This is a genomic window from Saccharopolyspora oryzae (assembly GCF_027853915.1).
Lineage (GTDB): Bacteria > Actinomycetota > Actinomycetes > Mycobacteriales > Pseudonocardiaceae > Saccharopolyspora > Saccharopolyspora oryzae.
In genome coordinates this window covers 43560-56594 of sequence record NZ_JAQGLA010000010.1, presented here as the reverse complement: position 1 = coordinate 56594, position 13035 = coordinate 43560, and the positions used below count along the sequence as shown (strand labels likewise).

The 13035-nt window shown below is 64.6% G+C and carries 7 protein-coding genes; 3 read left to right on the top strand and 4 right to left on the bottom strand.

The genetic code is table 11. The features are described 5' to 3' along the window. Window positions 1–106 precede the first annotated feature (106 nt). The gene (locus OU415_RS09445; RefSeq protein ID WP_270948235.1) at window positions 107–301 is read left to right on the top strand and encodes a hypothetical protein; all 195 of its coding nucleotides are present in this window, start codon (window positions 107–109) and stop codon (window positions 299–301) included. 512 nt (window positions 302–813) lie between these two features. Here OU415_RS09445 and OU415_RS09440 read toward each other — a convergent pair. The 4 genes from OU415_RS09440 to OU415_RS09425 all read right to left on the bottom strand — a co-directional run bounded on the left by OU415_RS09440 (window position 814) and on the right by OU415_RS09425 (window position 7624). Next, window positions 814–1173: a hypothetical protein gene (locus OU415_RS09440; RefSeq protein ID WP_270948234.1), complete on the bottom strand. Its 360-nt coding sequence runs from the start codon at window positions 1171–1173 to the stop codon at window positions 814–816. A 240-nt stretch (window positions 1174–1413) separates the two neighbouring features. Next, window positions 1414–2493, bottom strand: coding sequence for a class I SAM-dependent methyltransferase (locus OU415_RS09435; RefSeq protein ID WP_270948233.1), 1080 nt, complete (start codon window positions 2491–2493; stop codon window positions 1414–1416). Beyond that, entirely contained in the window at window positions 2493–5135 is a 2643-nt protein-coding gene (locus OU415_RS09430; protein WP_333777396.1) for an HAD family hydrolase, read from the bottom strand. Before OU415_RS09430 ends, OU415_RS09435 begins: the two co-directional genes overlap by 1 nt. 572 nt (window positions 5136–5707) lie before the next feature. Beyond that, window positions 5708–7624, bottom strand: a complete 1917-nt coding sequence (locus OU415_RS09425) for an FG-GAP-like repeat-containing protein (RefSeq protein WP_270948232.1) — start codon at window positions 7622–7624, stop codon at window positions 5708–5710. A 1135-nt stretch (window positions 7625–8759) separates the two neighbouring features. On the opposite strand from OU415_RS09425, the gene OU415_RS09420 reads away from it, so the two are divergent. Beyond that, on the top strand, window positions 8760–12254 hold the full coding sequence (locus OU415_RS09420) for an ALF repeat-containing protein (RefSeq protein WP_270948231.1): 3495 nt from the start codon (window positions 8760–8762) through the stop codon (window positions 12252–12254). Window positions 12255–12485: 231 nt separating this feature from the next. Then, entirely contained in the window at window positions 12486–12893 is a 408-nt protein-coding gene (locus OU415_RS09415; protein WP_270948230.1) for a hypothetical protein, read from the top strand. Window positions 12894–13035: the final 142 nt, after the last annotated feature.

The window sequence follows — 13035 nt, the reverse complement described above, 5'->3', positions numbered from 1 at the left end:
TAGCTGGCTTGTCTAACCTCATACTCATCCGAACAGGCCGCAAGTACGGTTTCCGGTCGAGAAAGTTTAGGAGCTACGTCGGGTCGGGTACACAATTGTCAAGTTCATGGAGGATCCGGCGAGAGAAGGATTATTGAATTTCCTCGTCTGGGTTGGCGTTTTCCTGCTATGCGTTGCGTTGACGGCGATCATGGCGGTTCCGACCAGTCTTGAAGAGCTGGCAATCGCCATCGCAATCGCTACGGCAATCACGGCGGTCAGCTATATTGCCGTGGAAGTAGAGCGCTGGTGGGAGAAGTGAAAGAAGAACCGATATCTTGGTGGCTGACCGCGAATTTTTGGGTCTCGACGAGATACTGGACCACTCGGGATGTGTAAACGGCCAGTGGTGGCTCCAGGAGATCCAGAACTATAGTGATCATGACCGAGAAGCCGGTTGTTGAGGTCGCCCTGCATTTGGGGATCAACGCAGGCACGCTGGCCAACTGGATCAATGCACAACGGCGAGAGAACCCGGATGCCGAACAGCAGGCGACTCCGTCCGAGTGCTCTCGTATGGCAGAGAGGGAGGACAGATCCGCATCCGAACAGTGTTCACGCGCGGTGGGGGCGTCGCCTGCATCGGTTGGAGCCGGATCCGGTGACGGCACCGTGGGTGTAGTGGGTCTTCCAGCAGTGCGTCAAGGGGCGCAGCGTCGACTAACGCCTGTTCTTGCGGATCAACGTCGAGGGTTGGCTCCGCGTCCAACGCTTGCGCATATGCGGCGGCTGCCTCGGCTGAGTTCCTGAGAACGTGTGAAGCGGTGAGGTCCTTCATCTGAAAATGCAGGACTCCGGTGCCGGCTTGCAGGCGGGATTGCTCTCCAAACACTCGGTGTGTTCGGCGGTAACCCGCGAGTACGACTTCCTCGGGCGCTTCATTCCCTTGCGGAGCTCGTCGCCGAGCCGTGCATGTGGTGAGGAGACGAATGGGCACACCTGGGACGCATAGAGCCCGCACACCTCATGCACTGGAGCCTCGCCGAAAAGCGCCTCCTTCGCCCGGACCAGGTCGTCCTTGTCGAAGCTGACCTGCCAACGCAGTTCCTCACCGAACGGCAGCGCGCATACCGCGCACAGGTCGAAGGTAGCGAGCACAAGCTTCCGCTTCTCGGACACGGCGCCGAAGTCCACGGTGTCAGCGTCTTGACCAACAGTGGCGATGATCGGATAGCCACGGCGATCGACGCGGAGGTGAGCGCAGCGATCCGGCCGTGGCACATCCGCTGGTCCCTTGCTGACGGGGACGGTTTACATGGATTCCATCCTGCCTTCAGGAGCACCGGGCATAGGGGGTTTCCCCTTACCCGGTGCCAATTCGTGTTCTCTGCGAACCGATGGTATGAGCGCTCTAGCGCGGCAAACTGTCCTTCGTCACGGTTGGGGCCGTGCGCGCTGTCGTAGGGGCGATGTGGCTGCCCGGGCGAGGTTCTGGAGCGATTTGGTGACTCGCCGCTGGTCTTCCAGCTCCTCTGCCAGGAGGCTTTTCTCTCGTGTGAGGCGATTGGTGTGATTGGCGTGGCGTTCTCGGAGCGTGTTCAGCTCTTGGGTGAGTGCGTCGATTTCGGCTTGTTTGGCGGCGATGGTGCTTGCGAGTTCGTCGGCGTTGGTGGCGTGGGCGGCGGCTTCGTGTTCGAGCTCGATCACCCGGGTGTAGAGGGCGATCCGGTTGTTCTCCAGGGCGGTCAGCAGTGTGGATCGGCTGTAGGGCTGGAGGATGTCGAGGAGGTCGGTGTCGTGTTCCGCGGTCGGTCGCAGCATGATGCCGAGTCCGAAGACCGCGGGGATCAGCTCGAGGTGCCAGTCGGGTGCTGCGGCCAGGGCGTCTTCGACGGCGGTGAGGACGCCGTTGCGTTCGCCGCCGGCGTGCGTTGCCCAGGTGAAGGCGCCGCGTCCGATGAATCCGGACGGGGTGAGCCCGTCGTGGCCGACGGTGGGCCCGTCGGTGGTGGCTGGGTGCCGGTCTGCGGGGTCCAGATTGGACGGTTCGTAGTACATGTCCCGGCGTGCGCACGGCCATAGCAGGTCGTGGAGCACGACGACGGCGTCCGGTGCGTTGGCGGTGATCCAGTCGAGTTCGGCGCGGACCGTGGCGTAGTTGTGGTCCCCGTCCAGCACGTACAGATCGGCGATCGGTAACTCGGCGAGGACAGCGGGGGACGGTCGTTGCGCGAGGTGCAGGGCGTCGTTGTCGGCGATCGCGGCGCGGAGTTCCGGCGTGGGGTCGGGCTCGACGCAGTGGACCGCGACCGCGCCGAGCTCGGCGTAGAGGGAGCTGACCTGGCCGGACTCCACGCCCACTTCGACGACGGTCGAGATGTGCCGGTGGGTGAAGAGATGTTCGAGGATTTCGCGGAACAGCGCCACGGAGTGCAGCAGCAGCGGCTGTTGCCGGGCAGCCCGGGCTTGTGCGTGCGGGTCGGTCCGGTTGCCCAGGTCGGGTTGGGTGCTCATCAGCGTCCTCCCAGCTGGCGGAGTGCGATCCGGGCTGCACCGGCCGCGACTCCCCGGATCCCCCGGGTGCGGTACTCCTCGCGGGCCCGGCCGGTGACCCGGGCCAGCCCTGATGCGGGGGTGAGCCGGTGTGCGAGGCCGGACATCGACTGCGGTAGCACGGCGAAGGCGATGGTGACCTGGGCTGAGGCGATCGGTCCTCCGGCGCGGTTGGCAAGGGGGAGCCAGATCGCCGCGTGCGGGGCGTGGAACTCGACGAGGTTCCCTCCCAGCCAGGTGCATTCGGCGAAGACGAGTCCGGCGAAGTCCTCGCCGCGTTCCCACCGCAGCACGCGGGGGTTCGGGTCGCCGCTGACGAACGCGGTGATCTCGATCCAGTCGACGCGCACGATCGCGGGTCGTCCGGGGATGGCGAGCGAGATGTCGGTGGCGCCTTCGGATTCGAAGTTCAGCCGCGCGAAGGACAGTCCGTTGTGGTTGATCCGGACCCGTCGGCGCGGGCCGTCCCACCAGTGGTCGTCGGGCGTGCGGAACCGCAGCCGGGTCTCGGAGGGCTGCCCCGACTGCTCGAACATGGCGGGGTCGACCGCGCCGCTGCGCATCGCGCGCACGGCCGCGCTCAGGTTCGGGTCAGAGGCAGCGAGGAGTTCCGGCCAGTACGCGTCCCGCATGTCCAGGTCGTCGAGGTCCGGCGGGGACAGGTAGGGCACCGCCGGTACGAGGTCGTCGGGCAGGATGCGGGTGATGATCGAGGACCCGAAGTTGTCCTCGTGCTGCCAGTTCCCGAAGACGGCCGCTTCGGCTTCGGTGGGGGCCTGCACCGCCGAGCGCATGATCTTGGCCAGCCACAGCGCAGCGGCGTCGGTGGTGAGTTCGGGCCACGCCCCGTCGCTGTGGGCGACGTAGCGGTTCCAGAACTCCTGGAATGTCGCGATGCCGTGCTGGGCCCCCTGCCATTCGAGATCCTGCGCCGGGCTGCTGCCCGGTGCGCCGAGTTCGGGCGAGCCGTCGTCGGTGAAGCCGAGCAGCGAGCCGCACCGGGCGCTGACGCACTGCTCGACCACTTCAGGGCTGCGGCTGAGGGCGTGGACGACGTCGTGCGGATGGCCCATCTGTCCGAGGTACGACTCGGTTCGCAGACCGGCCAGGTACAGGCGAGTGGCTCGCTCGTTGGTGGCGAGGTAGAAGCCGATCGGCCGAACACCGGTGCGGCTGCGGCGCAGGACCTGGTCGAGCTGGAACTGGATGGTCCCGCCCCAACCGAGGTCGACCAGCGGAAGTTCCGGCGCGTCCAATGCGCCGGCGCGGCGAAGCGAGTGCAGCAACCGCTCCCGCGCGGCGGTCACCGTGGCAGCTAGCCGGTTCGTGAGGTGCGGCGATTCGGTGAGCGCAATGGTGACGCGGTCCACGACATCCGGCTGGTTGAGCAGAATCCCCAGCTTGTCGGCCAGGGATGGGACGTCGCCGGGGCGCAGCTTGAGCGACGTCAGCAGCTGCTCGACGGTGAGCCGGTAGCTGCGGCGGATGAAGTCGCGCACCGAGTCGTGGTCGAAGCAGTCCAGCGCAGCGATCGAGGTGACGTGCCGGGAAAGCCAGATCGGTTTCGCGGTCACGTTCCACCCGCGCGTCCGGGCGGCGTTGGTCACCAGCTCGGAAAGCAGCTCGCCCTCGCGCATCGGACACCACACCACCGGCGTGCCCGACTGATGCGCCCGACTGGCCACCCACTCGGCGAAGCCGGTCAGCACCGGACCGAGCACCGAGGCCCCGTAACGCCAAGCCGTCCGCACGGACGTGCTGACGTCCCCGGGTACGGACTGCAGTGTCTTCGCGCGCAGGCTGGTCAGGCCGAAGTCTCCATGTTCGGCGTGCACGTGCGGGCTGAACGGGCCGAAGGAATCTACGGACTCGCCTTCGCGGTCCAGCACCCTCGCGAACTCTGCGTCGATCCGCCGGTAGTGCACCGTGCGCACCCCGAGCTCTCCGGGCACGTCGTGATCGGCGACTTCGTTGTCACCGACGTGCACCACCTGTTCCGGGCTCCTCCCGAGTTCGTGCAGGACGATCTTCCACAGGCCAGACCCCTTGTCCAGCCCGTGCTGGTGCGAGCGGAACACCCGCGCGTCCCGCAGCGGTTCCAGCTCGCGGCGGTCGAGGAGATGCTCCAGCTGGTCAGCGGTGAAGTAGGTATCCGACACGAGCACGATCGGGATGTCGTTCTTGTCCGCGACCTGGACCAGGCGTGCGATGTCGAGGTCGACGACCGTCACCTCACGCTCCAGCTCGACCTCCGCGCCAACGAGCTTCTCGAGCGATGTGCCGGTGCACAGCGCCTGCGGCATCTCTCGCCAGATGTCGAATAGCGACACCTCGCCGCACGCAGAACCGCTTGCGTGGCGAGCCCGCTGTTCGGCCTCGATGCGCATGCGCCGGAACGTCGCGTCGGTGACCCACTCCGGGCAGAGCCCCGCCTTCCGCAGCCGCGCCGCGAGCATGCCGAACAGGTCGGTCGGCCGCGGCACCCGCCGCCACAGAACCGTGTCGAAGATGTCCAACGACAGCACCGAGCAGGACCCGTCGGAGAGCAACCGCTCAGCCCGCTCCAGCTGCGAAACGCCGGAAGCCCTTATCGCGTCAAACAAAGGTCTCGATCTCCATTCAGCAAACCAGATCGAAATTCCGGTGCTCGACCAGGCAGTCTTGGTATGCATCTCGTGTGCGCACCAGGCCAGTGTCGAGTGCAGACCGGAACTTCCGCGCGCCGCAGAGCGGGCGCACCAACTAGCGGGAATCGGTGGCTTCTCCGACCCCACCAAGGTTCGGACGGGCGTCCTGTCCCGGTTGTCCCTAGTGGACTGGAGGTGCCCGCGGACACTGCTCCGACATCCGCGTCCCCACAACGGCACATGTCCAAACGGGGAGCGTGGCGACGACGCTGCGGACGCCTCGACTCCTCTTCGCGGCGTTTGACCCGTATGCCCTATCGTCTCCGCTATCGCTCAAATGGGTCAGGATGTTCCGTTCAACGGGTGTAATTCAGATCACATTCGACACGAGGGAAGGGCAGGCGCAGCTGCCGCGTTGCCGAGAGCCTTCCGGCGCTGACCAGCGGATACCGGGGCCCTCGATCGGCCGGAGCACTCGAATGCTCCAGATGGCGATCGTGGGGTGTGGGAAGGCGCCGCCTTCCTACACCCCACGTCGGCTTGCGTGGTTAGCGGTGTGCGGAGGGGAGTGGGTACTCGAGTCCGCCGGCGAAGTCGCCGTGCCATTCGGTCCCGTCTTCGAAGGCTGTGCCGTCGGAGCGGGCGACGTAGACCTGGGCGCGGCCGCCGCGGGTGAAGGTCACGACGTCGGCTTTGCCGTCGCCGTTGAAGTCACCGACGCCGGGCCATTCGTCGCGGATGGAGAAGAAGTCGTTCCACCGGTCGTTGTCCTCGACGAAGCTGTCGCCTGTGGACAGTGACACGTACACGTAGCCGGTGTCGCCGCGGAGGAAGGTGACGATGTCGTCCTTGCCATCGCCGTTGAAGTCGCCGACGGCGGGGATTTCACCGGTGGGGGAGAAGCGGTTGTGCCACTTCCAGCCGTCCTGGACGAAGCGGGTCCCATCGGAGAGGGGGACATACACGGCGCCGCTGTCGGTGAAGGTGACGATGTCGGCTTTGCCGTCGCCGTTGAAGTCGCCCACGGCGGGGGTTTCGGTGCCGAGGGCGAAGCGGTCGTGCCACTTCTGCGCGGGCAGGAACTGGGTGCCGGTGGAGAGCGCTACGAACACGTCACCGTAGGTGCGGCCGGAGAAGGCGATGATGTCGTCCTTGCCGTCTCCGTTGACATCGCCGACGGCGACCTTCTGGTTGGACAGGCCGAAGTGGTCGTGCCAGCGCTGGGTGGGGCCGAACTTCTGTCCGTCGGAGAGTGCGACGTTGACGGGGCCGTTGTTGAAGGTGACCACGTCGCTGATGCCGTCGCCGTTGAAGTCGCCGGTGAGCGGGATCGCGCCGTTGCCGGCGAGGTTGCTGCTCCACTGCGAGGCGGCACCGAACCGGTCGCCATCGGAGACCGCCACGGAGGTCAGGGTGCCCTTGAAGGTGGCGATGTCGTCCTTGCCGTCACCGTTGAAGTCGGTGACGGTGGCAGTGCGGCTCTTGGCCTGCACGGTGTTGGAGAGGGCGACTTGGGCGCCGTTGGTATCGAGAACGGCGACGCGGTAGTACCAGGTCTGACCGGCTGGTACCGAGGTGTGGGTGAATCGGTTCTCGGTGGTCTCGCCGAGCAGATTGCGGGCCTCGATGGCGACGTTCGGGTTCTGGGCACCGTAGATGCGGTAGTTGCCCGTCATCGCGGTCCAGGACAGGTTGATCGCGTTCTTGGTTGCGGGAGTTGCCTGCAGCGCTACGACCTCGCTTGCCATCCAGTCGGCAAGGTCGTCGACCCGGGTAGCAGTCGCGCCGGTCTGGGCGGACGTCTCACCGATACAACCCGCTTGACGTGAGCCGCTGGCGACGGCAACGATCTCCGGCCCCTGATCGCCGGTGCGCAGCACCGGTCCGCCGGCGTCGCCCTTGCAGATGTTGGCGTTGTCGTCGGCGCCTTGCAGATTTAACGAGCCGGACCCGACCGATTCAACGGTGAACTCACCAGTGTGGGCCTCGGCGGGAACCCACTGGTCGGTGGTGCGACCGTAGCCGGAAGCCAGCAGGGTGTGGCCCGCGCCCGGAGCGGTCGTCGCCACCGTCGCGGGGGTGACACCGGTGACCGGCTGGTCGAGGTGAGCGAGGACGAGATCGCGGTCCTCGCGGGGCACGATCCGATCAACGGACCGCTTGTGCTTCCCGTCGATCGTCGCCGTGGTCGCGGTGTGTGGTGCTCCCGGGGCCAGCTTTTCCGGCTTGCTGGGGATCGCAGCGAAGCAGGCCGCGGAGGTCACCAGCCACTGCGGAGCTACCAGAGCACCGGAGCAAGCCGCGTCATTGTTCCCGATGTGGATCTTGGCGAGGAAAGGCTGCGTGGTGGTGTCGGCGGCGGAACCGCCGGAAATGGCGTACGCCGGTGACGTCGACACCAGGGCTGCGCCGGTGATGGTTGCCGCTACGGCCGTTAACAGCCGTGTGCGGAGCGGGCGGGTCATAGATGCTCCTTGCATGAACCGAGTCACGATGCTTGCAGTTCGACGAGCGTCGCTGGGTTGTCGTCAGGCGGGGCGCTGCCTTCGCCGACAGGCTTGTGTCCGCCGGGTGGGATGTCGACTGCTTCGGTCTTTCCATTGACCGTGATTCGGGCGTTCACATTGTGCTCGCCGCCTCGAATCAGGTAGACGCGAGGAATCTCGACGGTGATCCATCCTTGTGCTCCAATGACCTGGAAACACGAAGTTGGAAGAGTGACGCTTTCAACCTTGATCAGCGGGTCGCTGCTCTTGCAATCAGCGAGAACAATATGACCGTCGCCTTTGATTAATCTGATGCCGCGTTCCGTGAAAATCTGGTCAGCGCCGGGATAGTTGTAATCCTCTACGGCGGGAACTAATGCGGAATCTGGGGCGATCGTCTCTGCATCGTCGCTGTTCAGCGCGGAAGCTACTCCGGCTGACGTGGCTATCGCGGAGGTGAGCGAAAACAGCGCAACGAGCTTCAGTCAGTGCTTCATTTTACTCCAGACAATAATCTCCCCAGACCGTGCGAACGCTAACAAAGCGGACATTCGGACGCTAGCGCCGATTGAGTGATCCACATCACGTTGCAATTCTGCCTGAGGTGGTTCATGGATGCGAGAGGGGGTGCGTGAAATTGTTATGGTGATCCTTGTGGCTTTGGGTAACGGTTGGGCTAATGAGGTGAATCACGCGATCTTGCCTGGATTTAGTTGTGTCCGTTTTGCTAACTTTCCTTGTTGTTATTCGTGGCTGTTGCTGAGAATTTCTTTCGCTTGGGGGCGCCTTCGGCTATGGCTGCATATGCGGCATTGATCAGATTGCGCGAGCGAGGGTTGGCCTCGTTGTGTCATCGGGCGCCTGGCTAGTTCTGGGATGGGACTCGGAGGCCCCGACGTTCCGACGGGCGGTCTTAACGACTCATGTCCTGAGCAGAGTTGATGCAACTGTTCGTGAACCCGGCTCGACCGCTGTCCTCATTGGACAGAGAATCCGCGTGCGAACCCGCTCGATTTTCTACCGTCGTGTTCGCTGAATGTATCGGGAGAAACGCGTGTTTTTCAGAAGGCGCCCTGGACCGGCGCGCGAGCGCCGGTCCAGGAGCAGACGATTCTTGTCCCTCTACCTCGTACTGTCAGTCGGGGCAGGCGTGTTCGGTGCCGCACCTGTCGCGGCGGCTGAAGACGACGAGCTCGATCTCGAGCTGACCGAGCGCGGGCGTGTTGTGGAGCTCTACCTCAACGGTGCGCCCGCCACCAAGGCTGCTGCCGCAGCAGCCCTGATGGGCTCCGACGAAGACATCCGATCCTTTTTGGACACAGGGCAGCATGATGCCTATGAACGGGATCTGCGGCTGCGCACCGTGCAAGCGATCAGCGGCGGCGGCCCCAGTACCCAGCACGCAGCCAATGCCGCGCTCGACGACGGCAGCGTGGAAGTGCTGGAGGAGTTCCTGTCGGCGGGCTGGCGCGACACCGTGCACACCGACATGCGGATCCGCATTGCTCAGTTGAAAGACTCCGGTGGCCTTGCGATGCAGGCGGCCGCTGAGAAAGCCCTGCAGGCTGACACACCTGAGGCGTTGACAGCCTTCCTGGAAGAGGGCTGGCAGGACAACTACACCAAGGACCTGCGGATCCGGATCGCGCGGATCAAGGACCAGGGCGGCCCGCATCTCCAGGACGCTGCGGAAGCCGCGCTGCAGGCGGACACGGTCACCGCACTGCACGCGTTCCTTGCCAACGGCTGGGAAGTGGCTCAGGCACGTGACGAGGAAGAAGCCACCGTCACTGAGCTGGTCGAACGCGCGGAGAACGCTAGCGAGCTCGCACGGCAGGAAACCGCGGCTGCTCAAGAAGCAACCAAACGGGCGCTGAGCGCCGCCGCGGAGGCGAAGAAGGCAGCCGAGCGGGCCGCACAGGAAACCGAGGCGGCTCAGTCGGACGCGGCAAAAGCCACCGCCGCTGCCGCGCGGGCGGCGCAGATGGCGAATGAGGCCGCTTCCGCCGCACGCACGGCCATCGCCGCGGCCGATGCCGCTTCCGCCGCTGCTGCGGTGGCGGCGCAGGCTGCCTCCCGCGCCGCTGCTGCATCCAGTCTGGCGGGCCAGGCGGCTTCGCGTGCGTATTCGGCTGCCTCAGCGGCGAGCATGAACGCAGGCCAGGCTGCCGCGGCCCGCCAAGCCGCTACCCAGGCTCGTGAAGCGGCAGCGGGTGCGAATCGTGCCGCTGATGCGGCACGGTTCGCCGGTACCGCAGCTCGCGAGGCCGGCAACGCAGCGGTCTCGGCCGCGACCGCGGCCGACAACGCCGCTGCAGCGGGGCGTGCCGCGGCCCGAGCCGGCCAACACGCCAACGTTGCTGATGCAGAAGCACGCCGGGCTCAAGCAGCCGGGCAGGCGGCACAGGCACAGGCCAACCGTGCACGCAGTGCTGCCAACGCCGCAGTGTCGTTGTCCAACCGGTCCGCTCAGGCCGCAGACGAGGCTGCTGTGGCGGCTGCCTCGGCCGCACAGCACGCCAACGCCGCTGCAGCTGCGGCCGATGAGGCAGCCGAACACGCTGGTGAGGCCGCCGATGCTGCTCAGCAGGCCACCGATCACGCGAACGCTGCCATTGAGGCCGCGAACATGGCGATGGACGCAGCCAACGAGGCCCGGGCCGTTGTCGACCTGGCGCGCCAAGCCGAAGCCGACCGTGTTGCCCGCAATCAGGAACATGCCGTCGAGATGGCCAAGGAAGCCCATCGCGCATGGCAGGACAACGAGGACAAACAAGAGTGGGACGCAGCCGAACAAACCCGCATCGATGAACAGACGCAGGCGCTGCTGGATGCTGCCACGGCTGAGGGTGCCGATCCGGACACGGTGATCACCAGCGGGCGCAAGGCCGCGATCAACATCATGGAACACGGTGGCGTCTGGAGCAGCAACGCCGCCGCGGATGCGCTGTCCGGAAGCGACGAGGACCTGCGGGCCTGGCTCGACCATGGCCGCGGTGAAGCGGCGATGCAGGACGACCGCACTCGAGTTGAACGGATCGCTGAGCTCGGTGAACCCGAAGAACTGCGTGCTGCAGCCGAGCAAGCGTTGAAGGGAACCGACGCAGACGTTGAGGAGTTCCTGCGCACCCGCGACTATCCGGGCCGTGTGACCCACGACCGGATCCGCACTGCGCAGATCCTCGACGCGGGCGGCCCCGCCGTACGCGCAGCAGCCAACGCCGCCCTGGACGGCACCCCTGAAGACGTCCGCAACTTCCTGGACGACGGCCAGTTCACCGCCCGCGCGAAAGACCAGCGGCTCCAAACCGCTCAGATCAAGGACGCAGGCGGCCCACGGGTTCAGGCCGCGGCCGAAGCCGCCTTGCACGGCCCGCCGGCGGCGGTGCAGGTGTTCCTCGAAAGCGGCCAGCACACGGCCGCTGAAGAGGACTACAAGGCCGCTGTGCACGCCGCGGAAATGGAACGTCTCGTGCGGCGAGGCATGCAAGCCGCTGCCGAAGCCCAGCAACACGCGTTCACAGCGGCGGAGGCCGCAGCAACTGCGCGCAACGCCGCCGAAGAAGCTGCCGGATACGCCAAGCAGGCCAACGCTTCAGCCGAGCAGGCGGCAGGCTTTGCCGCCCAGGCCCAGCATGCAGCCAACGACGCGAAAGCCTCCGCTGACCGTGCCGCTAAATCCGCCCAATCGGCCCTAGCAGCCGCGAACTCCGCACAGCGAAGCGCCGACCAAGCCGCGTCGTATGCGGCAAGCGCCCAACGATCCGCGCTGGACGCACGGGACTTCGCCGCATCGGCCTACTACGCGGCCAACCAGGCCCGAGCCTGGGCATACGAGGCAGGAAAGGACGCACAGGCGGCTGCCCAGGAAGCACTGGAAGCCATCGACATCTCGATGGAAGCTTTCCGCAGGGAAGCCGAACAGCTGCGCCACAACCGCCCGCAGCTCACCGACGCGCAGATCAAACAGGCCTACCAAAACGGCCTGATCTGCAAGTACACCTACATGGACGGCAGCCCCGCACAACAACGATGCCTGAACCAGGCAACGAACCCAGGCTTCGACAGCCATATGCAGAGCGACATGGCGCTGCACGTGCTGGAGTTCCTCGGCGCCTATTCCCACGCGGCATCCAACGGCATCGAGATCATGTCGATGTTCATCCCGATGCCCGGCGGAAGCTTCCTGACCGCAGGCAAGCTGTCCTACTCGGGCGTGCGGAGCATCATGGCCTCCAACGTCCTCGTTCTGAACAAATACGGCTTCGCAAGTCGCCACAAAGCATGGGAGCATTACTATAAGCATGCGGTTGGGTACGGTTTTGACAGGAGGAACGGGAAAAAATGGGGCCCGCATCCCGATAAGCCCAATGGTCCTGACATGCCCGAATTTAAACGAAACCCGGAAGCGTACTGGAGTGCCGCAAAAGAGTTCATGGGTGACACGCTTCCGCGCGGAGCAAGAGAACGCTATCGTACGCGGGATGGTGCTCTTCTTCGAGTGAATCCCGAGACTGGATGGTTTGGGGCCCGCGACAAGAACGGGAAGATTAGGACGTTCTTCAGGGTAACCGACCAGAATCCGTTGGACTACTATAACAATCAATAGCGGTACGTTGTCTTTGAGTTATTGTTCGCGGTGGCGCGGCAGGGTGGCCGCGCCACCGCTTGTTAGATCTAAAGCGTGGGCGACGTGGCTTTATCGGAGATATGATGTGAACGTAAGACTCTCTCCCTGAAAATGCCGAACCGTTCGTGTTCTGTGCCAGAAGTCAGGACATGTTTTCTGGCTGGAGTGCTAACGTTGATTGCGGCGAAGCATGACTGGAAGGTGGTTTAAGTGGAGTTCAGTGCCGCGTTCGAGGAAAGATTCGTGCAGGTGCAGAAAGAAGTAGGCCGGGGCGGGGCTCGCCCTGGTCCGCTTTTGGAATCGTGGGAACACCTGGTTTGGCGGTGTGAGCACGGATATGACGACAATATCGACGAACTGTTGCATGACTTTCAAAATCGGCATTCTATTGAGTTTGTTTTGGGTTCTGCGTCACTCAATGAATATCCGGAGATGGTGAAGTTTCGAGAACTCGTAAGTGAGTTAGATCGTAGATTTGAGAAGCTTCAAATCCGAGATCCGGATCTCAGATGGGTGAAAGATCCCTGGTGGCAATCGTATCCTCTGCGCTTGGGTGGGAAAGAGCTCGCCGAAGACTACTGGAACATGTTCGGAATCAGGATTCAGATAGTCCCTTGACGGTATCCGTCCCGGATATGTGATGTTAGAGCCCGCGAGGCACTGGAAAGGGTGCCCGTTTCCTGTCAAGCCGTCAGCGCTGGACGCACGGGACTTCGCCGCCCTCGGCCTACTACGCGGCCAACCAGGCCCGAGCCTGGGC

What these genes read in the sequence shown, in the direction of transcription:
- OU415_RS09445 (WP_270948235.1), top strand. Translation starts at nt 107, where the DNA reads ATGGAGGATCCGGCGAGAGAAGGATTATTGAATTTCCTCGTCTGGGTT.
- OU415_RS09425 (WP_270948232.1), bottom strand. Translation starts at nt 7,624, where the DNA reads ATGACCCGCCCGCTCCGCACACGGCTGTTAACGGCCGTAGCGGCAACC.
- OU415_RS09435 (WP_270948233.1), bottom strand. Translation starts at nt 2,493, where the DNA reads ATGAGCACCCAACCCGACCTGGGCAACCGGACCGACCCGCACGCACAA.